Below are 24,674 nucleotides of genomic sequence, written 5' to 3' on the forward strand. Positions count from 1 at the left end.
CCTTTCCCAGGGTCATCTATCAGCGATAGATTGTCAACGTGACCAAGATAAACCGCGAGGCCGTCATCGCTGAGGCGCTCGACCTGCTCGACGAGGTCGGGCTGGACGCCGTCAGCACGAGAAGGCTGGCGAAGCGACTGAACGTCGAGCAGCCGTCCCTCTACTGGTACTTCCGCACCAAGAAGGACCTCCTCGCCGCCATGGCGGAGGCGGCGATGACACCCCATGCGACCGCGCCCCTGCCGACGCCCGACGACGACTGGCGCGACTGGTTCGCGGACAACACACGCAGCTTCAGGCGCACCCTGCTGATGCGCCGGGACGGCGCACGGCTCCACGCCGGCAGCACCCCCACCGGCGACCTCGACCGGATCCGCCGCAAGATGGACTTCCTCGTGGCCTCCGGCGTCCCTGAGCGGGATGCGCAGATGGCGATGCTGGCCGCAAGCCGCTTCACAGTCGGCAGCGTCCTGGAAGAGCAGGCAGAAACCGACCCCGGCGACAGCGCGGATCTACCGGCCGACGTGCCGCTGATCGATCACGAGTCGGCATTCGAGGGAGGCCTCGCCCTCATCCTGAACGGTCTCGACGAACGTTCGTGATCATCGCACTAGCCGCGGCGGCAACGCTCTTCTCCGGTCACGAGTTCCGTCGCCTTCTCTTGTCCTGGATGGACGGCGGAGAAAGTTTCTCCCTCGGTACGGATCGGCGTGCCGTCGGGAGGCGTGGCCTTGCCGCTGGAGGTCCTGTAGGTCAACGCCGTCCGCATATGCTGATTTCCCGGACTCCTTTCCCCTGGAGGACTCCATGGATCTCCCCGCTGACTTCACCACAGGCGAACGTATCCGTCACTTCCGGGAAAAGCGTGGGACGACGCGGGCTGTGGTCGCGAACCTGGTCGGCTACTCCTCTGATTGGCTGAAACGGATCGAGGCAGGACAGCGGGGTATCTCGATTCCCGCGCTCGTACGGTTGGCGCGAGTGCTCAAAGTCGATGATCTTTCTGACTTGATCGACGGGGCGACGCCCATGCCGGTCAGCGCGTGGGAAGGTCCGGCGCATCCGGCCGTGGCGAGCGTGCTGCCCGCCCTGATCGGTGATCTGGAACGGGCGACCATCGTCCTTGAAGGGGTGGAACGGCGAAGGGCCCACGCCGCGCTAACGAGCGCATATGGCTTGACGCAGCACCTCGCCGTCGATCTCGTCGAGCCGGAGGTCGGCCGAATCATTGCCGACCGGGCGGCGCGCTCCGCTCAAATGGCCGACGACCCGGTAAGTCTGGCGTTCGGCGCCTGGACGCATGGTCATGTGCTCCGGTCCATCGACGCGGACGCGGCCCTGCGTACCGTACGAGAGGCGGCCGCCGAATTGCGGCGGCACGTGGAGAACGACGAGGATGCCGCTGGCCTCTATGGCAGCCTATGTCTGCATATGGCGATAAGTACGGCATATCAGGGGCAGGACGGCGAGGCTTGGCGGCAGTGGGACGCGGCCGACCGGGTCGCCCGGAATCTGCCCAGCGGATATTCCCATCCGCAGACGATATTCGGGCCCTCGAACGTGGATATTCACGGCGTCAGTCTCGCGGCGGAACTGCGTCGTTTCGGCGAGGCCGTCGCACGAGCCGAGCGGATCGTTCCTGAGGAGGTGCCCTCCCGCGAACGCCGAGGACGCCTGTACGGAGAGATCGCCGCCGGTCATATGCAGCGACGTCAGTTGGATGACGCCCGACGGTATCTCGAACTCGCCTACCTGGAGTCACCGGAAGAGGTGCCGTTCTCTCCGCTGACTCGCGGAGTCGCCGTCGAGTTGGTGCGCGCTGCGACCGGTCCCCTGAAAGCCGACGCCGTCAGACTCGCCGAGCGAATCGGAGTTCTTCCAACCGGTTAGCCCGAGTCGTCCGGCTTGCCGACGCGAGGGGGGACAGGTCGTCCCTCGCGACGGCCGGAGTTTCCGCACATCGGATTCCTGTGGGACGGCAGGCGGTGGATCGCCGTCCGGGGCAGGAGTCGGAGTCGGGTCGTCGTCGCGGCGAGCCCGCTCGAACTGTACGACCGGCTGGTCGCGGCACGGCTCGCTCGGCCGCCGGGTCGATGAGGGTCGGCCTGTGCCGGCCCGGCCGCTCGCTGGTCCGGGGTGCGAGCGAAACCGGCCAGGGGCGGCCGGGGTGGTCAGGAGGCGGACCAGCCGGTCCAGCGGTGGACGGTCAGGGCGATGACGGGGCCCTCGGGGGCGTGGGCGCGGTACTGCCGGTAACGCCCGCGCAGCAGGCCGATCGGCGCGGCCATGGCCTCCGGGTCCTCGATGATCTGCGCCGTGGCGTCGGCGCGCACCCACCACAGACGGGACCACTCGTCCTCGTAGTGGTCGGCGAGCACGGCGACGCGCGGGTCGGCCTGGATGTTGCGCAGCCGCTTGAGGTCCCGGGTGTGCTTCGGCTTGGCGTCGACGGCGGAGTAGATCCGGTCGCCGTCCACCGCGAACGTCATGACGACCAGATGCGGACGCCCCGTCTCGTCCATGGTCGCCATGCGCACGGCGCGCGCCGACGCGAAGCGGGTGCGCGCGATCTGCTCCGGGAGCCTCATTCTTCGAGGTTGCCATGGGGGAGCGGCCTGAGACGGCAGGCGGCGTGCGGCGGAGGGGCCGTGTCGCCGAAGGCAAGGAGGCCGTGACGGCCGCGTAACGAATATGTTTCGGGCTATTGACATCCACCATGACTCCCGGCTTCCCTTCGTGGGAGCGCTCCCACAGAACGAACCGGGCTCACCGAGGAGTCAGGTAGAACCCCCCGCTTATGGAGACGACCTGAGAGGGGTCCGTCATGAGGGTCAACATGCATCGCGGGCGAGTCGGCGCCTTGGCGATCGTGCTGTCCGCCGCGCTCGCGGCGGCGTCGGCGTGCTCCAGCGACGACGGGAAGTCGAACGACTCCGGCGGCTCGAGCGAGAAGATCACGCTCAACGTCGACGACTTCGGCACCTTCGGCTACCAGGAGCTGTACAAGCAGTTCCAGGCCCAGCACCCGAACATCAAGATCAACGAGCGGAACGTCCCGAAGCTCGATGACTACACCCCGCGGCTCCAGCAGTGGATCGCGGCGGGCGCCGGCGCCGGCGACGTGGTCGCGATCGAAGAGGGCATCATGGTGAAGTTCAAGAGCCAGCCCGACAAGTTCGTGGACCTGAAGCAGTACGGCGCGTCGTCGCTGCAGAGCAACTTCGTGCCCTGGAAGTGGCAGGGCGGCCTGAGCCCCGACGGCTCCAAGCTCATCGGCCTGGGCACCGACATGGGCAGCATGTCGCTGTGCTATCGCGCCGACCTGTTCAAGAAGGCGGGACTGCCCTCGCAGCGCGACGAGGTCACCAAGCTCTGGCCGACCTGGGACGACTTCATCAAGGTGGGCCAGAAGTTCACCTCGAAGATCGGCGGCAGCACGAAGTTCATCGACAGCCCCGAGACCTACTACAACACGATCCTCATGCAGGAGGCGGGCAAGGCGTCCAACCAGACGTACTTCGACCAGAGCAACAAGTTCGTCATGGAGTCGAACCCGGCGGTCAAGGCGGCGTTCGACGAGACCGTCAAGATGTCGGACGCCGGGCTCGCCAACGGCGTGCAGTTCCTGTCCGACCCCTGGAGCCAGGCGCTCAAGAAGGACGCCTTCGCCACCGCGCCGTGCCCGGCGTGGATGCTCGGTCTCATCAAGCAGTACGGCGGTGACGAGCAGCAGGGCAAGTGGGACGTCGCCGGCGTGCCGGGCGGCGGCGGCAACTGGGGCGGCTCCTGGCTGGCCGTGCCGACGCAGAGCAAGCACCCCAAGGAGGCGGCCGAACTGGTCAAGTTCCTGACCAGCCCGCAGGGCCAGATCGCCGCGTTCAAGGCGGCCAACAACCTGCCGTCCTCCCCGCAGGCGCTGAACGACCCGGCGGTCAAGGCGTTCAACAACCCGTACTTCAACAACGCCCCGGTGGGCCAGATCTACGGGGCCACCGCGACCAGCCTCAAGCCCGTCTACCTCGGCGCCGACAACCAGGAGGTCCGGCAGGCGGTCGAGGCGGACCTGCGCGCGATCGCGCAGAAGAAGCTCTCCGCGTCGTCCGGCTGGGGCAAGGCCGTCTCCGACGCCAAGAAGGCAGCGGGGCTCTGAGACCGGCGGGTGGCGCCGGCCTTCCCCAGGACGCGTCGGCCGGCGCCGCCCGTCTCCACGCCCGTCCGTCTTCGACGAAAGGACCTCGCACATGGCCGTCGACCTGCGGCCCGCCCCGGCCGCACCGCGCGCCGCGCCGTCCGAGCGGAGCCGCCTGCGCGCCCGGCTCTCCCGGCTGGACCTGAAGGTCTCGCCCTACCTCTACATCTCGCCGTTCTACATCCTCTTCCTGGTCTTCGGGCTGTTCCCCCTCGGGTACACCTTCTGGGTCTCCCTGCACCGCTGGGAGATGATCGGCGGCCACGAGTTCGTCGGCCTGCGCAACTACACGCGACTGATGACCGACGACCAGTTCTGGAACGCCGTCGTCAACACCTTCGGCATGTTCGTCATCGCGACCGTGCCCCAGTTGCTGCTCGCGCTGCTGCTGGCCAACGCGCTGAACCGGCGGCTGCGCTTCCAGACGCTGTTCCGGATGGGCGTGCTCTTGCCGCTGGTGACGTCCGTCGCGGCGGTCGCGATCGTGTTCACCCAGCTGTACGGCCGCGACTACGGCATGGCCAACTGGGTCCTGCACTTCTTCGGCGTCCACAAGATCGACTGGCAGGCGAACCGGTGGGCCTCCTGGGTGGCCGTCTCGACCATGGTCGACTGGCGGTGGACCGGCTACAACTCGCTGATCTTCCTGGCCGGCATGCAGGCGATCCCGCGCGACCTGTACGAGGCCGCGGCGATCGACGGCGCGTCCCGGCGGCAGCAGTTCTGGCGGATCACCGTGCCGATGCTGCGGCCCACGATCATCTTCACCTCGATCATCTCCACCATTGGGGGCCTGCAACTGTTCACCGAGCCGCTGCTGTTCAACTTCGGGTACATGAACGGCGGCTCGCTGCGGCAGTCGCAGACCGTGGCGATGTACATGTTCGAGAACGCCTTCAACCGCTACCAGTACGGCTACGGCTCCGCGGTCGCCTGGATGCTGTTCCTGCTGATCCTCGTCTTCTCCGTGGTCAATTTCCTGCTGATCCGCCGGTTCGCCGGAGGTGGTGACAAGTGAAGGAAGCCGTCGCCCGCCGCTCCCGGCAGGCCGTCGCCGGCTCGGCCCGGCTGTGGGCCGCCAGCCCGCTCACGTACATCGTGTTGATCTTCGCGATCGTCCTGTCGGCGTTCCCGCTGTACTGGATGTTCGTCGTGGCCACGCGGACCAACGCGGTCGTCGGCGCGGTGCCGCCGCCGTTCATCGCCGGCCAGCACCTCGGCGACAACCTGCGCCGGGTGTTCGACAACGAGCAGGCGCACTTCGCCAAGGCGCTGGTCAACTCCGCGATCGCCTCGGCCGTCGTCGCCGCGTCCACGGTGTTCTTCGCGTCGCTCGCCGGCTTCGCCTTCGCGAAGCTGCGCTTCAAGGGCCAGAACGCGCTTCTGCTGGTCGTCATCGCCACGATGATGGTGCCGGTGCAGATGGGCATCATCCCGCTGTACATGGTGATGGTGCACCTGCACTGGACCGGCAAGCTCCAGGCGGTGATCGTCCCGTTCCTCGTCACGGGCTTCGGCGTGTTCATGATGCGGCAGTACGCCTCGCAGGCCATCCCGGACGAGCTCATCGAGGCCGCCCGGGTCGACGGGGCGTCGACGTTCCGGATCTTCTGGAGCGTGGTGCTGCCCGCGCTGCGGCCCGCGGCCTCGGTGCTGGCGCTGTTCACCTTCATGTCGACCTGGAACGAGTTCATCTGGCCACGGGCCGTGCTGAACCCCGACAACCCGACCGTGCAGTACTCCCTGGCACTGCTGAACAGCGCCTATTTCAACGACTACACGCTGATGTTCGCCGGCACGGTCGTGGCGACCATCCCGCTGTTCGTCGTCTTCGTGGTGTTCGGCCGCCAGATCATCGGCGGAATCATGGAAGGGGCCGTCAAGGCATGACGATCCAGAAATCACGCGCGGAGACGGAGATCAGGTTCCCCACCGGCTTCGTCTGGGGCGCGGCGACCGCGGCGTACCAGATCGAGGGGGCGGTGGACGAGGACGGGCGCGGGCCGTCGATCTGGGACACCTTCGCCCACACCCCGGGCAAGGTGCTCGGCGGCGACACCGGCGACGTCGCCACGGACCACTACCACCGGTTCCGCGAGGACGTGGCGCTGATGGCCTCCCTCGGCCTGACGGCGTACCGGTTCTCGATCTCCTGGTCGCGCGTACGGCCGGACGGCACCGGACCGATCAACACCGAGGGCCTGGACTTCTACCGGCGCCTCGTCGACACCCTCCTCGAGGCGGGCGTGCAGCCGTGGCCGACGCTGTACCACTGGGACCTGCCCCAGGCGCTGGAGGACGCCGGAGGCTGGCCCAATCGCGACACGGCGTACCGCTTCGCCGAGTACGCCCAGGTCGTCTGCGACGCGCTCGGCGACCGGGTCGTCAACTGGACGACGATCAACGAGCCCTGGTGCGCGGCCTTCCTCGGGTACGCCTCCGGGGACCACGCGCCGGGCCGTCGCGAGCCGGGGGCGTCCGTACGCGCCGCCCACCACCTGCTCCTCGGGCACGGCCTCGCCGCGCAGTCGCTGCGCGGGGAGGGCAGGAACGTCGGCGCGTCGGTCAACCTGTACGCCGTGTCGCCGGCCGGCGAGGCGGCCGAGGACGTCGACGCCGCCCGACGCATCGACGGGCTGCAGAACCGCCTCTTCCTCGACGCCCTGCTGCGCGGCGAGTACCCCGAGGACGTCATCGCCGACCTGGGCGACCTCGCCCCGGACGTGCACGACGGCGACATGGAGATCATCGGCGGGTCGGTCGACCAGCTCGGGATCAACTACTACAACCGCTTCTTCGTCACCGGCAAGGAGGGCGCGGCGCGCGCGATCACCTCGCCGTTCGCCGAGGCCTCGCCGTGGCCGGGCAGCGAGCACGTCGGCTTCGTCCAGGTCGGCCGGCCGGTCACCGCGATGGGCTGGGAGATCGACGAGTCCGGGCTCGCCGAGGTGCTCACCCGCGTCGCCGAGGAGTACCCGTCCGTGCCCCTGTACGTGACGGAGAACGGCGCGGCGTTCGACGACGTCGTGGCGGAGGGCGAGAACGGCGACGGGCCGCGGGTCGACGACCCCGACCGCGTCGCCTACATCGAGGCGCACCTGCGCGCCTGCCACACGGCGATCAGCGCGGGCGTGCCGCTGCGCGGGTATTTCGCCTGGTCACTGATGGACAACTTCGAGTGGGGCTGGGGGTACGCCAAGCGGTTCGGGCTCGTCTACGTCGACTTCCTGACCCAGGCGCGGATCCCCAAGACCAGCGCACAGTGGTACTCCTCGGTGATCGGGCAGGGCGGGCTCGGCAGAATGAGCGCGTGAACACTGTCGACCGACCATCGCGTCGCCCGCCGTCGTGGGACCTTTCGTCGGGCGTGAGAGCGCTCTCGATGCCTCGGCCGGTGACCACGTGACGAGCGGGCGGCGACCGACCCTCGAGGCCGTCGCCGCACGGGCCGGTGTGGGCCGTGGCACCGTCTCCCGGGTGATCAACGGTTCGCCGAAGGTCAGCGCGGAGGCGCGCGAGGCCGTGCTGCGGGCCATCGACGAGCTCGGGTACGTCCCGAACCGCGCGGCTCGTGCCCTGGTCACCCGCCGTACGGACACGGTCGCGTTGTTCGTCTCGGAGTCGGAGGAGCGCGTCTTCGGCGAGCCGTACTTCGCCGGCATCATCCGGGGGATCAGCGCCGGTCTCGCGGACACCGGGCTGCAACTGCTGCTGGTGATCGCCCAGTCGGAGGACGAGCACGCGCGGTTCGAGCGCTACCTCACCGGCCAGCACGTCGACGGGGTCCTGCTGATCTCCCTGCACGGCGGCGACCCGTTGCCCCGCCACCTGGAGGAGAACGGCGTGCCGACCGTGCTCGGCGGAAAGCCCGTCGGCGTGGTGCCGGTGAGCTGCGTGGACGCCGACAACCGGGGCGGCGCCCGGCAGGCCGTCGAGCATCTCATCGGCCTGGGACGCCGCCGGATCGGCGCGATCAGCGGCCCGCAGGACATGCAGGTGGGCGTCGACCGTCTCGACGGGTACCACGACGCCCTCGCCGCCGCCGGGCTCACCGGCCCGGTCGTGCGGGGGGACTTCAGCGAGGAGTCCGGGGAGCGTGGGATGCGCGAACTCCTCGCCCGCGAACCGGAGCTGGACGCCGTGTTCGCGGCCTCGGACCCCATGGCGGTCGGCGCCATGCGGGTGCTCAAGGAGCGCGGGCTCCACATCCCCCGGGAGGTCGCGGTCGTGGGGTTCGACGACTCCTCGACGGCGCGGCACACCGACCCGCCCCTCACCTCCGTGCACCAGCCGCTGGAGGAGATGGGCCGGGAGATGGCGCGGCTGCTGGTCGCCCGCATCCGCGGCGAGGAGATCGCGCGTCCCGTGGTCATCGTGGACACCCATCTGGTGCCCCGCGAATCCTCTCTGGGCGGCGCGAAGCCCGGCTCCCACTGAAAGGCCCGGCTCCCACTGAAAGGCCGTGCGAAACGCGACAGTTGGGGAAGACTGGCCCGATGCAGTCACTTCTGGCCGGCCGGTACCGCCTCAGTGAGCGGATCGGCCGTGGTGGCATGGCATCCGTCTGGCTGGCCCGGGACGAGGTCCTGGTCCGGCAGGTCGCGGTCAAGCTCATCGACCCGGAACTGGCCCGGGACCCGGAGTTCCGCAGGAGGTTCCGGGACGAGGCGCGCGCGGCGGCCGCCCTGTCCCACCCGCACATCGTCACCGTGCACGACTACGGCGAGTCGGACGGCACGCCGTACATCGTGATGGAGCTGCTCACCGGCTCGACGCTCGCGGACCTCCGTCCGGTCCCCGACGTCGAGCGGGTGATCGGCCAGATCGCCTCGGCGCTGGCCGCCGCGCACGCCGCACGCATCGTGCACCGGGACATCAAGCCCACCAACATCTTCGTCACGTCGTCCGGGGTGAAGGTCCTCGACTTCGGCATCGCCGGTGACGCGCGGATGGGCACGCCCGACTACCTGCCGCCCGAGAACGACCTGTCGCCCTCCGCCGACGTGTACTCCCTCGGGGTCGTGTGGTTCGAGGCGGTGAAGGGCCGCCGCCCCGAACCGGGGGAGACCCTCGGCGGCCTGCAGGCACGCTGCGTCGCCCGCTCCGCGCCGGACCGGCCGACCGCCGCCGAGATCGCCAGGGCACTGGGGGTGGACGCCGAGCCCGCCGTCGACCCCGACGCCGCCACGCCGAGGAGGCCTCTGCACCCGATCACCCGGGTGCTGACCGCCCCGGCAGTCCAGCGGCGCCGGGTGCCGCTGGCCGCCGGCGCCGCCACCGCGATCACGGCCGCGGTGATCGCCATCGTGCTGAGCTCCGGCGACCCCGGTTCCAAGACCGCGCTGACCGCGCCGTCCAGCCCTGCGGACTCCTCGGCCTCTCCCCACACCTCGGAGCCCATCGCACCCACGACCACACCGGGCGCCGTGACCACCGGATCGCCGTCGACGACGCCCGCGGCCGCACCGCCGGCGCCACCGTCCCAGGCTCACCGGGTCCGGACCCGGATGGCGCCGACCCCGTCCGGCACGGTCGAGGCGCTCACCCAGATGCGGCGCACGGTGGACGAGGGCATGGCCGTCCGGGAGGTCCGCTCCGACGTGGCCGTCGACCTCGACAACATCATCACCACCCTGACGAACGAGGTCGCCGCCGGTCAGCGCGTCGACCTGCGGCAGCGGTTGACGGACCTCCGCCAGAAGATCATCACTCGCCTCGGCGAAGGCGGCCTGACGAAGAACCGCGCCGACACGCTCCTCGGCGAACTCCCCGCCGTCTAGTGTCTTGCGGCCCATGATGCGGGAGACCCCGGCCCGGCCCTTCGGCGAGCGGCCGATCCCGGTATCCACGGCTGGGCACCGACCTGGAGCCGGTCTGGAAAAAGCAGATCGGTTGGGCCGTGGTGCGGCCCAACCGACCTTACGCAAGCTCGAGGCGGGGCCTCGGCAGGATCAATGGCAGAGGTTCGACTTGGAGAAGAAGCCGTCTTCCGCCCCGTACGCGCTTGCCCAGACGTCTACGCAGCCCGGGCCGGCGTAGACCGGTCCGGCGTAACTGTTGTAATAGCCGGAGTCGTGGTGTGCGGTTCCGCCGGAACTAGGCTCAATATTGACGCTGTGGCCCCATCCGGCGGAGCCTTTAGTGCCGCTGCTCACCGTGAAGTATGCGCACTTGTAGTTGTTCGGAGAATCGAAGACCTTCACGGTGCCGGCGAACAGGCCACCCGAAGTGTAGACATTCGACGAATAGAACTGGGTGTAGCCCGATCCGCAGATCGTGTCAGCCATCGCGGCGGGCGCGATGGCCACGCCGGCGCCGGCGATCGCGCCGGTCACGGCGACGGCCGCAGCCATGCTCCTGATTTTCATGGATCCTCCTGAAGCCTGCGGCCGGGGAAAGGTATGCCCAGTGCACCCTGATCCGGTCTTGGCGAAAATCAAGATACTGATGACCGATATCCGCGTCAACGGTCGTTTTCGGCGCTCGCACGTGGATGATGCACTTTCGTGGTGCGCGTTCCGGCGTGGTTGCGACGGAGTTGCAAAGAAGTGAACGGCGGAGTGCCTTCACGTTGGAACGAGGACGCCGTTCGGGCGGGCTGAGGTCGTTCATCGCAGCGCGGTTCTGAGCCTCACCCGCCGAGCCGCGGCGAGACGCCGCTCGGCGAGCCGCCCCTTTCCACCGTCATCCGCTGAGCCGCGCGCCGATCTCCCGGACGATCGAGACCAGCAGCTCGACGTCGGCCTCGGTGGTCCGCCAGTTCACGATCGCCGGTCGGAGGGCGGTCATCCCGCGGTAGACGGTCGTACCGGCGAAGACCCGCCCGTCCACGAGCAGCTCGGCACCCAGCCGGGCGTTCAGCGCGTCCAGATCCGTGACGTCGGGTCGCCGGTAACGGAAGCAGACGACGCACAGTTGAACCGGCGCGAGCAGTTCCAGGTCCGGGGCCTCCTCGACGAGCCGGCCGAGGTGCGCGGCGAGGTCGAGATGCCGCTCCACCATCGCCCGGTGACCTTCGCGCCCGTAGGCGCGCAGCGTCGCCCAGATCGGGAGGGCTCGCGCCCGACGCGAGGAGTCGGGCCCGAGGAACTGGTAGTTGACGTGCTCGTCCCCTTCCCCGGGCAGATAGGGCGCGTCCCACGCCCCGAAGGCCCGGCCCAGCAGCGCGGGGTCCCGGACGAAGGCGAACCCGCTCTCGTACGGGACGTTCAGCCACTTGTGGCCGTCGCTGATGACGGAGTCGGCTCGTTCGATCCCGCTCACCAGATGCCGCGTCCGCGGTGACACCGCCGCGAACAGTCCGAACGCGCCGTCCACGTGGAGCCAGGCGCCGTGCCGCTCGGCGAGTTCGGCCATCTCATCGATCGGATCGAAGTCGCCGGTGTTGACGTCCCCGGCGTTCGCCACGATCACCGCGGGACCGTCGGCCTCCGCGAGCGCCCGGTCGAGCGCGTGCAGGTCGATCCGGCCCGCGTCGTCCCGGGCGAACCTTCGCACCGTGTCGCGCCCCAGGCCGAGCATCTGCAGGGCCTTGCGGGTACTCACGTGGACGTATCCGCTGGAGAAGACCGGCATCGGCGGCAACCCCGCCAGTCCGTCGGTGGTGACGTCCACGCCGTGCCGCTCCGCCCACCAGAACCGCGCCGCCGACAGCGCCGTGAAGTTCGCGGAGGTGGCGCTGGTGGTGAGCACTCCGCCGTAGGACGCGGGGAGCCCGAACAGGTCCTTCAGCCAGCCCAGGACCACCGTCTCGGCCTGTGTGCCGAAGGGGGAGGCCGCCCAGTTGCCCGGATTCTGGTCGAGCAGGGAGGCGATCCAGTCACCGGCGAGTGCGGCGGGAGTGCTGCCGCCGACGACGAAGTGGAAGAAGCGCGGCCCGGCCGAGTGGGTGGCCGCGGAGGTACCGATCCGGAGCAGACGCGCGACGCCGTCGACGGTGCCGTCGCCTCGCTCGGGCAGCGGCCCGCCGAGCTCACCGATCAACGCCGCGGTGTCCGGATCGCTCACCGGCCGGGTCGACAGCGAGTCCAGGTACGGGACGGCCGCCTCCGTGACCAGTTCCAGGGCCTTGCCGGTCGCGTGGATGTCGTCGAGGGGAAGACTCATGCGGGTAGCCGATCACGCCGCTTCGTCGCGTGTCGATGGCCAATCGTGGGGATCGGCCTTTCCCCGGGCCCTCCCGCGCCGCGGACTCCTCCGTGCGGCTATCGCCCGCCCGTTCCGTTCAGCGTCAGGAGGGTGTAGGCGGCCATGCTGCAGCCGTCGACGATCTCCCCGTCGCGGATCATCCGCTCCAGGTCCGTGCGGGCGACCCAGCGCTGCGTCATCCCCTGCTCCTCCGGGTCGCGGTCGGCCGTGTCCCCGGGCGTCAGGCCGGTCGCGAGGAACACGTCGCAGCGCTGGTTGGTGAACCCCACCCCGATCCCGAACGATCCGATGCGCTCCAGCGTCGCCGCGCGCAGGCCCGCCTCCTGCGCCAGCTCCGCGCGCGCCAGCTCCTCCACGCTCGTCTCCCGGTCGTCCGGCCAGGTGCCCTGCGGGAACTCCAGCGACCGGCGGGACAGCGTGTAGCGGTACTGCTCGACGAGGTGGAACCCGTCGTTCTCCATCGGGATGATCAATGCCGCGGTGGGCTTGTCCACGACGCCGTAGATGCCGGGGGAGCCGTCCGGATGCCGGATGTCGTCCTCCCGCACCGTCATCCACCGGTTCTGATAGACCACACGACTGGAGATCTGGATCATGCGGTCAGCGTCCCACAGGATCGTCAGAGGTCGCGGATCAGGTCGATGTTGGGGGTCTCCTCGGGATCCTCGTGCTCGGTCTCGAGGAACGCCTTCACGCACTCGACGGCGACGTCCGGCGCGAGGCGCTTCAGGCTGAGGGCCAGGACGTTCGCGTCGTTCCACAGCCGGGCGTTCCGCGCGATCCACGGCTCCCACGCGAGCGCGGCGCGTACGCCGGGGACCTTGTTGGCCGCGATGGACGTGCCGGTGCCGGTCCAGCACATGAGCACGCCGTAGTCGGCCTCGCCGCTCGCCACCGCGCGGCCCGCCTCCCGGGAGAAGTCGGGCCACTTCTCGAGGTCGTCGATGACGCGCAGCTCGGCGACCTTGCCCAGGTGCTCGAGCACCGCACGGGTGCATTCGTTCTCGTCGTCCGCGCCGAAGACCACCTTCATACGCTCACCCTGGCACGCCGGTACGGCGGTGCGCGAGGGAGACTCCCGGTGGGACGACCGGCGAGGGCTGGTAGACATTGGGGCGTGACCGAGGAACCCGCCTGGGCGATGCAACTCGCCCTGCGCATCGAGAAGGCCGCGCCGCCGTCGCACCTGGCGATCTGCGAGGCGGCCGCGATGGCCGTCGTCCGGCTGCTGACCGACCCGCGCTCGGCGCCGGGCGGGGAGTGGCACGACGCGGTGGCGGCCTGGGAGTCGCGGCGCATCCGCAAGGTGGCGCGCCGGGCCCGGGGCGCGCGCTGGGAGGCCCTGGACGCGCTGCCCGGCGTGCTGGCCGACCATGACGGCGCGCTGGCGCGGGCGTTCGTGCCCGGACCGGTCACGGAGGTGCCGCCGGAGATCGCCAAGCTGCAGGTCGGCGGCACCGACCTGCCGCGCGACGACGAGCCGAAACCTCCGCCCGAGCCGCCGTACGCCCTGGTCACCGTCGATCCCGGCGTCGCGATGACCACCGGAAAGATCGCCGCGCAGTGCGGTCACGCGGCGCAGTTGCTGCTGCGCGCCCGTGGCGAGTGGCCGGGCCTGCGGGTCCGGGTCGTGGAGGCGGACGACTGGGATCGAAGCGTCGCCGAGGCCGACGTCGCGGTACGGGACGGCGGCTTCACCGAGGTCGCCCCCGGCACCATGACCGCCGTCGCCCGCCTCATCTCCTGACCCCCTCAGGCGGCGGCCTTCTCCGGCTGTTCCTGGGCGGACAGCGGCGCCGCGACCTCCTCGAGCGAGCGGCTTGCCGCCTCGACCCCGACGAAGATCTCCACGATGCCCGCGGCGATCATCAGGGCCGCGCCCAGCAGGTAGCCGTCGCTCACCGCCGACTCCTTGCCGGTGTCGACGAGCTTTCCGAACAGCGCCGGGCCGATGATGCCGCCCACCGCCGTGCCGATCGCGTAGAACGACGCGATGGCCATGGCCCGGGTCTCCATCGGGAAGATCTCCGAACCGGTGAGGTACGCGGAGCTGGCGCCGGCCGAGGCGAAGAAGAACACGATCACCCAGCAGACCGTCAGCGTCGTGGCGGACAGGTGCCCGCCGCGGAAGAGCATCGCCGTGCCGATCAGCAGCAGTCCGGAGAGGATGTAGGTCCCGGAGATCATGATCTTGCGGCCGAGCCGGTCGAACAGCCGGCTGAGGACGAAGGCGCCGAAGAAGTTGCCGAGTCCGATCGGCACCAGGTACCAGCCCGTCCGGTCGTCCGGGACCTTGAAGAACTTCGAGAGCACCAGCGCGTACGTGAAGAACACGGCGTTGTAGAGGAACGCCTGGCCGACGAACAGGGACAGCCCCAGGACGGTGCGCCGGGGGTAGAGCTTGACGGCCGTCCGGACGATCTCGCGGAAGCCCACCGTTCGCCGCTGCCGGATCTCGATGCTCTCCTCGGGCTCGTCGAGCCTCTTGCCCGTCTCCTCCGAGACGGTGCGTTCGATGTCGCCGACGATCTTCTCGGCCTCGTCGGCCCGGCCGTGGATGAACAGCCAGCGCGGGCTCTCCGGAACCATCCGCCGGACGAACAGGATGCCCACGCCCAGGAGGGCGCCGATCCCGAACAGGAGCCGCCAGCCCACGTCCTTCGGCAGCACCGAGGCGTTCAGGACGGGCACGGACAACAGCGCGGCGAACGTCGTCCCGAGCCAGAAGGACCCGTTGACCACCACGTCGACGGTGCCGCGCAGCCGCGCGGGGATCAGTTCGTCGACCGCTGAGTTCACCGCTGCGTACTCTCCGCCGATGCCGGTCCCGGTGACGAAGCGGCAGGCGTAGAACCAGAGGGGATTGAACGAGAAGGCGGTCGCCACGGTCGCCAGCAGATAGACCGCGAGCGTTATCAGGAACAGTTTCTTGCGCCCGAACCGGTCCGTCAGATAGCCGAAGAACAACGCGCCGGCGCAGGCCCCCGCGACGTAACACGCGGCCCCGAGCCCGACCTGGGAGTCGGTCAGCCCGAGGCCCCCGGCCTTGTCCGTCAGCCGGGGCCCGATCACCCCCACCACATTGACCTCGAGTCCGTCGAGGATCCAAACGGTCCCCAGCCCGAGGAGGATCAGCCAGTGCCAGCGCGCCCAGGGAAGTCGATCGAGACGTGCGGGGATTCTCGTCTCGATCGTTCTGCCGTTTTTCATGCCGGGCTTTCTCCCCTATAGAGCGGTTTTATGCTCAACCGTGCCGCTACCAGGGCAGATGGCGTGACGGGTTAGGGCGGGCCCGGCCGGGTAGCGCTTGAGCATGCGCATCGTGGTCACCGGAGCGACCGGAAATGTCGGGACCAGCGTGGTCGAGGCGCTCGGCGGGGACCCGGGCGTCGACTCGGTGCTGGGACTGGCCCGGCGCGAGCCCGACTGGACGGCTCCGAAGACCGAATGGGCGGCCGCCGACGTCGTGACGGCCGACCTCGCGCCTCTCTTCCGAGGCGCCGACGCGGTCATCCACCTGGCATGGGCGTTCCACCCGACCCACGACTCCGCGGCGACGTGGCGGACCAACGTCATCGGGAGCACGCGCGTCTTCGACGCCGTCGCCGCGGCCGGCGTGCCGGCCCTGGTGTACGCCTCGTCGGTGGGCGCCTACTCCCCGGGCCCCAAGGACCGCGCCGTCGACGAGTCCTGGCCAACGCACGGCTGGCCCGGCGCCTCGTACACCCGGGAGAAGGCCTACGTCGAGCGCGTCCTGGACGCCTTCGAGGCGGCGCACCCCGACCGCCGGGTCGTACGCCTGCGGCCGGGGTTCATCTTCAAGCGGGAGGCCGCCCAGGAACAGCGGCGGATCTTCGGCGGTCCGCTGGTGCCGAACCTCCGGGCCGGGCTGCTGCCGGTCGTCCCCGACATCCCGGGCCTGCGCTTCCAGACGCTGCACACCACCGACGCCGCCGAGGCGTACCGCCTGGCCGCGCTGGGCGACGCGCGCGGGCCCTTCAACGTCGCCGCCGACCCGGTCGTGGGCGCCGCCGAACTGGCCGACCTGCTCGGCGCCCGGCGGGTCCGGGTCCCGGCCGCACTCGTACGGGGGGCGGTCTGGGCAGGCTGGCAGCTCAACCTGGTGCCCGCCTCACCCGGCCTGTTCGACGCCGTCCTCCGGATACCGATCATGGACACCGGCCGCGCCCGCCGTGACCTGGGCTGGTCGCCGCGGTACTCCTCGCTGGACGCGCTGCGCGAGTTCCTCGAGGGCCTCCGCACGGGTGCCGGCCTCCCGACGCCGCCCCTGACGCCCCACCCGCCCGGCGGCCGGCTCCGCGAACTGCTGACCAGCCGCCGCTGACGGCGCTTCAGGAGGTACGGGCGGCGGCCGGGCCGGACCTCGGAATCACGACGAAGGCCACCGGCCGCCCCTCGCCGCAGGCCCGGCGATCACGACAGGGCTTCGGCGCGGGGGCCGCTCGGCAGGAGGGCCAGGAGCTGCCGCGTGTGGCCGGGCAGCTCCACTTCGGCCAGGCCGGTGATGAGGTCCCTCAGCGGTATGGGCTGATCGAGCAGCATGGTGCCGTTGGACAGGAGCAGCGCCGGTAGGGGGGTGTCGAGTTCGGTGTCGCTCAGCACCGGTCCGGCGAGCGCGCACACGGCGTCCGCCTGATGGCGGACGCGGTCCCGAAGGCCCGCGTTGCCGCCCGCGAGCGTGATGATGCGCTCGATGGTCCAGGAGTCGAGCGCCGTGCGATTGTCGTACGTCGCGTTGGCGCCCGAGGTGATGGTGGAGACGGCGGCGATGGTGATGCCGCTGAGGATGGCGACGTGCGCCAGGATCTGGTCGGCGTCCCATTCGCCGGTCGGCGGGACGAGGCCGGTGTCGCCGGAGTCGGCCACTGTGGCGGCGGCGTCCAGCAGCGCTCGGTAGGCGTCCCGCAGGGGGGTTGTGTCCATCAGGTCTTCTCTCCGAGGTCGTGCGCCGGGTGAAAGGGGAAGAGGCGCGGCCACCGCCGTCTCAGGCGTGCGCGCGATCCATCTCCCATGGCGCCTGCGGGAGGACCTCGCCGGTCTCGAGCAGCGATTTCAGGTTCGCCAGCACCGCCGGCCATCCCTGCGAGATCCCATTGAGCATCGCCCGGTTCGGCAGGTTCTCGTGGGAGACGGTGAGGCGGACGATGTCGTGGTGCGGTTCGACGAGGAAGGTGACGACCGATGGGTCTCTCGGCGAGTCGGTCTCGGGGGCGTCGTCGAAGGTGATGACCAGGCGCGTCGGGGGCTCGGTCTCGATCACTCGGCCGACGACATCGATGGTGCCCGATCCGTCGGTGCGCCGGTGCTCCCAGGACGAGCCGGGCTGCCAGTCCGAGACGTTGGCGTGCCCCCAGTAGCGTGCGGTCAGGTCCGAGTCGGTCAGGGCCCTCCACACCTGCTCCGCGCTCGCCCGGATGTAGGTGACATAGACGTAGGTCGGCACGGATGCGGATTCGTCGGTCATGGCGTATTCCTCTGCCTTGTTCTTGATTTCGTTGATCGCTTGCAGGCGGGGCCTGTCGAACCTTGAGATCCAGCGCTCCTCGATCTCGTGGACCGGCGCCGGGTTGAGGTAGTGCAGGCGTTCCCGTCCGCGCCGTACGACGGTCACGAGGTTGGCTCGCTCGAGGATGTCGAGGTGCTGTGTCGCCGACTGGCGCGCCATGTTCAGTCGTTCGCACAATTCCCGCAGCGTCTGGCCGTTGTGTTCGCGTAGCCGGTCGAGCAGCAGGCGTCGTGTGGGGTCGGCCAGCGCTTTGAAGACCAGGTCCATCGCGTCGGTTTCAGAGCTCACACCCTAATTATGCAGGCATCTACCTGCATAATGTCAAATGCGGGACCTGGCCGGAGGCTCCGGCGCCGCTCACCGCGCGTCCCTCAGACGCGCCCGTGCCACGAAAGGTGAGCGGGATCTGGAGCTTTTCGCCTAGGGCACGCCCCAGGCCGGCCCCGGGGAGCGGGCGGCGGTCAGTTCGTCCACGAGGCGGTCGAGGGCGGCCGGGGGCGTGGCCGCGCGGTCGCGGGCGGTGCGCCGGCCCTCCTCGGACAGGCACCACGCCCAGGCCGCGTCGAACTCGGCGGTGCCCGCGCTCGCGGGCAGCGCCGGCCACTCCCAGACGCCGGCCTGCGCCGACACCTTGCCGCCGCGGTCAACCGGGTCGACGGCCAGCGCCGGCACCCCGGAGCGCAGGGCGAGGACCAGACCGTGCAGCCGAGTGGTCACCACGACGTCGAGCCGCCGCACGACCGCGACGAACTGGTCGGCGGTCGAGCACAACCGCCAGTCGCGCGGATCGAGCCGGGTGTCCAGGGGGAGGGCCGCGCAGTCGCGCCCGCCGAGCCAGCCGGTCAGCCGCGCCGCTACGTCGTCGTGTCGGCGGCGCGCGCCGTACTCTCCCTGTCCCCGCGCCAGGACGACCCCGGCGACCGGCGGGGCGCCCTCGGGCGGGCCCGCCAGATCGCGGCCCGGCGCGCCCAGCCCGTCCCGGGCCAGCACGCGGTGGAAGCCGGTGACGGCCGGGTCGGCCGGGTCGATCACCGAGACGCCGACCGCGATCCGACGGCAGCCGGCGTACCGTTCGTGCAGGCCGCGGACCTGGTCGCCGTGGATCGGCCCGCACACGAAGACGAGGTGCGTGTAGCGCGTCGGGTCGGCCTCCCGCAGCGACATGGCGTCCGGCCGGAACACCGGACTCCACGCCTCGTCGTACGGGATGCCGGCCCGCGTCAGCGCCGAGGCGACGGAATCCAGGGCGAGGGCGTCCCCGGCCGTCACCTCGCCATGGACGAAGCTGAACCATCCGGTCACCAATACCCGCATGAGTCACCCCTGCCCCACCGGCCCGGGTTCAGTCCGCAACCGGCCAGGGGTGCGACGCGGCCGTTCCACCATGGCCGGGCGGCGGAGACGCCGAATGCTCGGCGATCACGGGCGTAGATGGGGATGGAACGGTACGAATCGTCGACGCGGCGCCGCTTTCACCGAGCGATCTGTACGCGAACGCGCGGCCGATCACAGATGTCGTTTCGAAAGCGATGGTTATAGTCGCCGTTGTGTCGCTTATCTCGCATTTGTACTTCGGTGAGCTCGGGGAATGGTGCGCCGAACGCATGACCGGGACCGGCGAGGTCGTCCAGCGCCTGACGGCGGAGACCAAGGGCGTGCCCGTCGTGCGCCCGGCCGGGCGGGTCGGAAGGCGACACTGGGCGCAGGTGGACCGGGCGTTCGGGATGCGGATGGCCACGCTCGTACAGTCGGCCCCGCCGTATTCGGTGCTGTACGGACTGGTGCGCAGCGGCCTGGCGAGTCGGGATTGGGCGCATCGGCAGGCCGGGCTCTATCCGACGCATATTCGCCTCGGAAAGGACGAGCGCCACAGGGCGCTGGATCTGCGGCCGACGTTCACCGGGTGGCTGGACCTGGCGAACGAACACGGCGTGGACCGGTACGTGGCCGAGGACGGGGCCGCGCGATACGCCAGGTTCCCCTATTCCACCGCTGAAACCGTGCTCGACGACTTGTTCGACCGGATGCGCGCGTATTTCGCGACCTACGCGCCCTTCGGGCAGGTCGGCGCGGAGAAGGGTCTTGCCCGCCTGTGCTGGCTGCTGGCGATGTTCTCGTACGTCTTCCGGAACGACCCGGTCGACCAGCCCTTCTTCGGCGCCTTCCGGGAGGGGGTACCGACCGTCGAGCAACTGCACACCGCGGTCGAGGAGGACGCCGTCACCGAGCTGGTGCAGCTCGTCGAACGCCTGCACGGCTCCGGCGCCCTGCACGAGATGCGCCGGCTGGCCGGGCATCCGCCACCGGGGCGGCCCTGGGGGATCGCCTGGCCGGTCTTCGGCTCGCAGTGGGATGACAACGACATCCTGGTCGGCGGCCCGCGTGGCGCCACGCTCATCGACGTCACCTCGGTACTGAAGGTCAACGACGCGCGCCGCGCACGGCGCTGGATCTGGCGGCTCGTGGGCTGTGCCTGGCTCGACACCGCCGACGCCTACCGGATCCGCACCGTCGCCCTCTACCTCGCCCGGTACGGCGTGGTGGTGGCCTGGCCGCTGGCCGACCTCGTCGAGGAACTGCTCGGCGGCGAGGACCCCGAACGCGCCAGGCACGAGTTCCTCGACCTGGTCACCCGCCTGCGGGGCACGACGCCGGCCGTGTCGCCGTAGGCGGGCGGTCGTCCGCCGCCGCGGGTCCTCACCTGTCGTGGTCGAGCATCGTCTCGTCGGCACTCGCGTCGGCGTCGGCACTCGCGTCGGCGTCGGCACTCGCGTCGGCGTCGGCGCTCGCGTGGGCCTCGGCGTCGATGTCGCCGTCGGCCGACGGCTCGGCGTCCCGTGGGTGCACGGGAACGTCGCGTGGGCGCATGGGGACGTCGCGCGAGCGGATGGGGATGTCGCTCCTCGTCGCCCCGCCCGCGTCGCCGGCCGGCTCCTCGTCGGAGGGCGGCGCGCCGCCGGACTCTTCCTCGGCGGTCCCCGTGCCGCCGGATTCTTCCTCGGTGGTTCCCGTGCCGTCGGACTCTTCTCGGGCGGTTCCCGTGCCGTCGGACTCTTCTCCGGCGGTCCCTGTGCCGTCGGACTCGTCCTCGGCCGGCTCCTCGGCGGCGGTCCGTCTGCCGTCGGACTCGTCCTCGGCCGTCCGGACGTCCCGGCGGGTGACGTCGCTCGGGACCGGTGTGCCGTCCCGGCGGGTGACCTCGCTCGGGAACCGTACGCCGTCCCGGTGCGTGACGTCGCTCGCCGAGGCACCGGCCTTCCGGCGCGTGCCGGCCGGTTCGTCCACGTGCTCGCCCTCGCCGTCCGGTTTGCGCACCCTGAGGTCCTGCCGGGTCATGTCGACGCTCGGCGGCCCGGCCACCGGCCGTCGCTCGGGCGCCTTCTCGGCTCGAGTCCCGGAGGGGGCCGACGGCGCGACCAGGGTCGCTGCCGGGTCCTCGGGCGGCGCTGCGGCGGCGGAGGGGGCCGACTGCGGCACCGGGGTCTCTGCGTGGCCCGACGGCGCGACCAGTGTCCTGGTGCGGTCCTGGCGGGGCGCGGAGGGGGTGGACGGCGGCGCCGGGGCGGTGGAGTCCTGGGGCACGGGCAGCGCCGTGGAGGGATCCGCCGAGGCGGCGGGAGGCGGTGCCGGGGTCAGGGGCGCGAGCATGAGCTGCGCGGGCGAGGCGGCCGCCGCGTCAGGGACGTCGGAGGCGTCGGCGGCGCGCGTGGCCGCGCTCCACCGGTAGGTCGCCATCAGCAGCACGCCGAAGGCCAGGAGGAACACGCCGTGCTCGATGATCCGGGAGACGTTCCCGGCGACGCCGGCCACCACGATCAGCACCAGGAACTCCAGCGACCATCCGGCGATCGCGACCAGCAGCCACACGCCACGGCGGCGGCTCACGGCGAGGACCGCGGCGACGGTGAGGAGCAGTTCACCGACGGTGGACAGGCCCAGCAGCGCCGTCGCCGCCCCACCGCCCACTCCGAGCAGCTTGGCGGCGTCGTGGTGGCGACCGGACCAGTCGAGCAGCGAGCCGACCCGGGTCACGCCGAAGACGATCAGAAACACAGCCACCGGATAGTGCAGGCGATGCCACCCCGCTCCCTGAGCCGATGACCGTGATCCCGCGTCGAGTTCCATTTACGCCCCTCTCCGTTTACGCCGTCTATGACGTGCGTGCGGCCTCCGGAGTTGGCGGCACGACGGAACATCTCGGCGAAAGTTCTCTCCGGCGAGCATGCCGGTCGGGAGGGGAAACCTGCCACCGGAACGGACTTTCCTCACCCCTGACGGGCTTGCGAATCGCAAGTTCATGCGTGTTCGGTGCTGCGGATTGCGCGCCGCAGCACGTCGCGGGAATGCTGATCCCCGATCGGAACGGATCCGTTCCAGGAGGGGTGATCGCAGCGTGTCGAATGAGACGGCCGCCTTAGCGCGGACACGCATCCAATATCTCGAAAGCCTCGGCGACGAGCTCCGGGGGCGGGGCTTCGCCGTACGGCTGACGGTCCCACGGGTCGGACCACCGAGCCTGCATGTGGTGAACCCACAGGTGTCGGTTCTCGCCGAGCACATCCTCGCCGAGAACTCCGACGACGGCTGGTGGTACTGGTGGTCGTGGGCCGAGCGGATCGCTCGCGTCGATGATCTCGACGACGCCGTCGAACGCGTCTTGCGGGTGCTCGCGACAACGGGCGAGCACGACTGAGGAGAGACGGTGCTGGAGGCGACGACGGCCTCCAGTACCGCCCGTCAGGCTCGGGGCAGGCCGAGGGTGCGCTCGGCGATGATGTTCCGCTGGATCTCGCTGGATCCGGCGTAGATGGTGTCGGCGCGGCTGAACAGATAGAGCCGCTGCAGCTCCGACAGCTCGTACGGTCCGGCGTCCGCGACGAGCGCCTCGTCCCCGAGGGCGGCGACGGCGAGTTCGCCGAGCCGCCGGTGCCACTCCGACCAGTACAGCTTGGCGATCGACACCTCCGGGCCGGGCTCGCCTGCCGCGAGGGACGACATGGTGCGCAGCGCGTTGAGGCGCATGATCTCCAGTTCGATCCACGATCGGACCAGCCGGTCGCGCAGCACCGGGTCCTCGGCCGCGCCGGTACGCCGGGCCGCCGCGACGACCTCCTCGAACTCCCGCCGGAAGCCGATCTGCTGACCGAGCGTCGAGGCGCCGCGCTCGTACCCGAGGGTGGCCAGGGCGACGCGCCAGCCGTCACCGGGCGCGCCGAGGACGTTGGTCGCGTCCGTACGGGCGCCGTCGAAGAAGACCTCGTTGAACTCGCTGGTACCGGTCAGCTGGACGATCGGGCGTACCTCGACGCCGGGCTGGCGCATCGGGACGAGCAGGTACGACAGGCCGTGGTGGCGCCGGGAACCCGGCTCCGTACGGCAGAGGACGAAGCACCAGTCCGCCAGGTGCGCGAGCGAGGTCCAGACCTTCTGCCCGGTGATCACCCACTCGCCGCCGCGCCGCTCCGCGCGGGTCTGCACGTTGGCCAGGTCGGAGCCCGCCTCGGGTTCGGAGTAGCCCTGGCACCAGAGCTCGTCGCCGTAGCGGATCGGCGGCAGGAACCGGCGCCGCTGCTCCTCGGTGCCGAAGTCGACGATCGTCGGCCCGATCAGGCCCTCGCCGATGTGGCCGACGCGGTGGGGCGCGTTCGCGCGGGCGTACTCCTCGTGGAAGACGACCTGCTGCTCCAGCGTCGCCTCGCGCCCGCCGTACGCCTTCGGCCAGCCGAGACAGGTCCAGCCGGCCTCGCCGAGCCGCCGCTCCCAGGCGCGGCGCAGGTCGAATCCCTCGTGTTCGCGTCCGGGACCGCCGAGCCCGCGGGCCTCGGCGAACTCACCGGTGAGGTTCGCCTCGAGCCAGCCGCGCACCTCGGCCCGGAAGCCGGTGTCCATCAGCCGTCGAAGCGGCCGTAGGCACCCTTGTAGAAGACGAGTGGATCGCCGTCGTGGTGTTTGTCGAGCTGATGCACCTGGGCGACGACGATGACGTGGTCGCCCGCGACGTACTCCGCCTCGACGGAGCACTCCAGCCACGCGAGCGCGCCGTCGATGACCGGGCTGCCGCCGGGGGACTCGGTCCAGTCGAGGCCGGCGAACTTGTCCCCGCCCTTCGTGGCGAGTTGCAGGCAGACCTCGCGTTGCGGCGCGGACAGGATGTTGACGCAGTGCCGGTCGGCGCCGCGGAGCCGGGGCCAGGTGGAGCTGGTGTGGGCGACGCAGAAGGAGACGAGCGCCGGGTCCAGCGACACGGAGGTGAAGGAGTTGGCGGCCAGACCGGTGGGCCGGCCGGTCTCGGGGTCGATCGCGGTGATGGCGACCACCCCGGTGGCGAACCGGCCGAGGATGTTACGGAACCGCATCTTGTCGATGTCGGTGACCTGCTCGGTGGCGCCCGGGCGGGGTGTTCCGTTGGGCGAGCCGGGCGCGCGCCGTGACGTGTTCTGGCCGGAGGATCGTGCAGCCGAGCCCAGGGGGATCGACGTGGCGGCGGTCGCGCCGTCGGGCATGACCGGATCCTTTCTCTTAGCCAAGCGCTTGCTTGGACGATAGGCGGCGGGCTGCTGGGGTGTCAAGGTGACCGGCCACCGCCCGTGCTCCACGTCATTCAGTAAAGCGCCGCCGTACCGCGCGCATTCCGGTCGGGTAGTGAAATCCGCCCAAAGTCCTAGGTCCTGGCCTCGGCCGGTGATCGAGGCCCCCCCTCTACGGTTCGGGGGTACTCCGGTCGATGACCTGCCGGTTCACCCGGTGATCGTTGACATGCGGCCGGGCGGGCTCTACCGTCCGAGAGACTTGACCGAGCGCTTGGTGGGT

24 protein-coding genes are annotated in these 24,674 nt (G+C 70.4%); 12 read left to right on the forward strand and 12 right to left on the reverse strand.

Features of this window, described 5'->3' with window-relative positions:
- Positions 1-38: 38 nt before the first annotated feature.
- Together ABD978_RS29355 and ABD978_RS29360 are read left to right on the forward strand one after the other, a co-directional pair.
- Entirely contained in the window at positions 39-602 is a 564-nt protein-coding gene (locus ABD978_RS29355) for a TetR/AcrR family transcriptional regulator C-terminal domain-containing protein (RefSeq protein WP_345361735.1), read from the forward strand.
- Between the two features lie 205 nt (positions 603-807).
- Entirely contained in the window at positions 808-1,890 is a 1,083-nt protein-coding gene (locus ABD978_RS29360; protein ID WP_345361737.1) for a helix-turn-helix domain-containing protein, read from the forward strand.
- 281 nt (positions 1,891-2,171) lie between these two features.
- Here ABD978_RS29360 and ABD978_RS29365 read toward each other — a convergent pair whose 3' ends face one another.
- A complete protein-coding gene (locus ABD978_RS29365; protein WP_345361739.1) occupies positions 2,172-2,588 on the reverse strand; it encodes a TIGR03668 family PPOX class F420-dependent oxidoreductase in 417 nt (138 codons plus the stop codon).
- Between the two features lie 248 nt (positions 2,589-2,836).
- On the opposite strand from ABD978_RS29365, the gene ABD978_RS29370 reads away from it, so the two are divergent.
- From ABD978_RS29370 to ABD978_RS29395, 6 genes are all read left to right on the forward strand, one after another.
- Positions 2,837-4,150, forward strand: coding sequence for an ABC transporter substrate-binding protein (locus tag ABD978_RS29370; protein ID WP_345361741.1), 1,314 nt, complete (start codon positions 2,837-2,839; stop codon positions 4,148-4,150).
- 91 nt (positions 4,151-4,241) lie between these two features.
- The gene (locus ABD978_RS29375; protein WP_345361743.1) at positions 4,242-5,207 is read left to right on the forward strand and encodes a carbohydrate ABC transporter permease; all 966 of its coding nucleotides are present in this window, start codon (positions 4,242-4,244) and stop codon (positions 5,205-5,207) included.
- Positions 5,204-6,079 (forward strand): carbohydrate ABC transporter permease, encoded by an 876-nt coding sequence (locus tag ABD978_RS29380; protein WP_345361745.1) that lies wholly within the window; start codon positions 5,204-5,206, stop codon positions 6,077-6,079. Before ABD978_RS29375 ends, ABD978_RS29380 begins: the two co-directional genes overlap by 4 nt.
- Positions 6,076-7,503 carry a GH1 family beta-glucosidase gene (locus ABD978_RS29385; protein ID WP_345361748.1) on the forward strand — a complete coding sequence of 476 codons (1,428 nt, stop codon included), beginning with the start codon at positions 6,076-6,078 and terminating at the stop codon, positions 7,501-7,503. Before ABD978_RS29380 ends, ABD978_RS29385 begins: the two co-directional genes overlap by 4 nt.
- An 88-nt stretch (positions 7,504-7,591) precedes the next feature.
- Positions 7,592-8,626: a LacI family DNA-binding transcriptional regulator gene (locus ABD978_RS29390; RefSeq protein ID WP_345361751.1), complete on the forward strand. Its 1,035-nt coding sequence runs from the start codon at positions 7,592-7,594 to the stop codon at positions 8,624-8,626.
- A 59-nt stretch (positions 8,627-8,685) separates the two neighbouring features.
- Entirely contained in the window at positions 8,686-9,969 is a 1,284-nt protein-coding gene (locus tag ABD978_RS29395; RefSeq protein WP_345361754.1) for a serine/threonine-protein kinase, read from the forward strand.
- A gap of 171 nt (positions 9,970-10,140) precedes the next feature.
- On the opposite strand, the gene ABD978_RS29400 is transcribed toward ABD978_RS29395, so the two are convergent.
- The 4 genes from ABD978_RS29400 to ABD978_RS29415 form a co-directional block, all read right to left on the reverse strand.
- The gene (locus ABD978_RS29400) at positions 10,141-10,557 is read right to left on the reverse strand and encodes a hypothetical protein (protein ID WP_345361757.1); all 417 of its coding nucleotides are present in this window, start codon (positions 10,555-10,557) and stop codon (positions 10,141-10,143) included.
- Positions 10,558-10,873: 316 nt separating this feature from the next.
- Positions 10,874-12,295, reverse strand: a complete 1,422-nt coding sequence (locus ABD978_RS29405) for a pyridoxal phosphate-dependent decarboxylase family protein (RefSeq protein ID WP_345361760.1) — start codon at positions 12,293-12,295, stop codon at positions 10,874-10,876.
- Positions 12,296-12,393: 98 nt separating this feature from the next.
- Entirely contained in the window at positions 12,394-12,933 is a 540-nt protein-coding gene (locus tag ABD978_RS29410; RefSeq protein ID WP_345361763.1) for an NUDIX domain-containing protein, read from the reverse strand.
- A gap of 23 nt (positions 12,934-12,956) precedes the next feature.
- Positions 12,957-13,370: an RpiB/LacA/LacB family sugar-phosphate isomerase gene (locus ABD978_RS29415; RefSeq protein ID WP_345361766.1), complete on the reverse strand. Its 414-nt coding sequence runs from the start codon at positions 13,368-13,370 to the stop codon at positions 12,957-12,959.
- 84 nt (positions 13,371-13,454) lie between these two features.
- Between ABD978_RS29415 and ABD978_RS29420 the strand changes: the two genes are divergently transcribed.
- On the forward strand, positions 13,455-14,084 hold the full coding sequence (locus ABD978_RS29420; protein WP_345361769.1) for a hypothetical protein: 630 nt from the start codon (positions 13,455-13,457) through the stop codon (positions 14,082-14,084).
- 5 nt (positions 14,085-14,089) lie between these two features.
- Here ABD978_RS29420 and ABD978_RS29425 read toward each other — a convergent pair whose 3' ends face one another.
- A complete protein-coding gene (locus ABD978_RS29425; protein ID WP_345361772.1) occupies positions 14,090-15,547 on the reverse strand; it encodes an MFS transporter in 1,458 nt (485 codons plus the stop codon).
- Between the two features lie 103 nt (positions 15,548-15,650).
- Between ABD978_RS29425 and ABD978_RS29430 the strand changes: the two genes are divergently transcribed.
- Positions 15,651-16,682 carry an SDR family oxidoreductase gene (locus ABD978_RS29430; RefSeq protein ID WP_345361775.1) on the forward strand — a complete coding sequence of 344 codons (1,032 nt, stop codon included), beginning with the start codon at positions 15,651-15,653 and terminating at the stop codon, positions 16,680-16,682.
- A gap of 89 nt (positions 16,683-16,771) precedes the next feature.
- Here ABD978_RS29430 and ABD978_RS29435 read toward each other — a convergent pair whose 3' ends face one another.
- The 3 genes from ABD978_RS29435 to ABD978_RS29445 form a co-directional block, all read right to left on the reverse strand.
- Positions 16,772-17,281, reverse strand: coding sequence for a hypothetical protein (locus ABD978_RS29435; protein ID WP_345361778.1), 510 nt, complete (start codon positions 17,279-17,281; stop codon positions 16,772-16,774).
- A gap of 61 nt (positions 17,282-17,342) precedes the next feature.
- Positions 17,343-18,152 carry an ArsR/SmtB family transcription factor gene (locus ABD978_RS29440; RefSeq protein ID WP_345361781.1) on the reverse strand — a complete coding sequence of 270 codons (810 nt, stop codon included), beginning with the start codon at positions 18,150-18,152 and terminating at the stop codon, positions 17,343-17,345.
- Positions 18,153-18,284: 132 nt separating this feature from the next.
- On the reverse strand, positions 18,285-19,178 hold the full coding sequence (locus tag ABD978_RS29445) for a polysaccharide pyruvyl transferase family protein (RefSeq protein WP_345361784.1): 894 nt from the start codon (positions 19,176-19,178) through the stop codon (positions 18,285-18,287).
- A 233-nt stretch (positions 19,179-19,411) separates the two neighbouring features.
- Between ABD978_RS29445 and ABD978_RS29450 the strand changes: the two genes are divergently transcribed.
- Complete coding sequence (locus ABD978_RS29450) at positions 19,412-20,533, forward strand: hypothetical protein (protein ID WP_345361787.1); 1,122 nt, start codon at positions 19,412-19,414, stop codon at positions 20,531-20,533.
- 28 nt (positions 20,534-20,561) lie between these two features.
- Here ABD978_RS29450 and ABD978_RS29455 read toward each other — a convergent pair whose 3' ends face one another.
- Positions 20,562-21,917 carry a hypothetical protein gene (locus tag ABD978_RS29455; RefSeq protein ID WP_345361790.1) on the reverse strand — a complete coding sequence of 452 codons (1,356 nt, stop codon included), beginning with the start codon at positions 21,915-21,917 and terminating at the stop codon, positions 20,562-20,564.
- 340 nt (positions 21,918-22,257) lie between these two features.
- Here ABD978_RS29455 and ABD978_RS29460 point away from each other — a divergent pair, with 340 nt between their 5' ends.
- Positions 22,258-22,557 carry a hypothetical protein gene (locus tag ABD978_RS29460; protein WP_345361793.1) on the forward strand — a complete coding sequence of 100 codons (300 nt, stop codon included), beginning with the start codon at positions 22,258-22,260 and terminating at the stop codon, positions 22,555-22,557.
- A 44-nt stretch (positions 22,558-22,601) separates the two neighbouring features.
- On the opposite strand, the gene ABD978_RS29465 is transcribed toward ABD978_RS29460, so the two are convergent.
- Positions 22,602-23,753: an acyl-CoA dehydrogenase family protein gene (locus ABD978_RS29465; RefSeq protein ID WP_345361796.1), complete on the reverse strand. Its 1,152-nt coding sequence runs from the start codon at positions 23,751-23,753 to the stop codon at positions 22,602-22,604.
- Entirely contained in the window at positions 23,753-24,367 is a 615-nt protein-coding gene (locus ABD978_RS29470; RefSeq protein ID WP_425550775.1) for a flavin reductase family protein, read from the reverse strand. The genes ABD978_RS29465 and ABD978_RS29470 overlap by 1 nt, the downstream gene beginning before the upstream one ends.
- Positions 24,368-24,674: the final 307 nt, after the last annotated feature.

The organism is Actinoallomurus liliacearum, assembly GCF_039542035.1.
GTDB lineage: Bacteria > Actinomycetota > Actinomycetes > Streptosporangiales > Streptosporangiaceae > Actinoallomurus > Actinoallomurus liliacearum.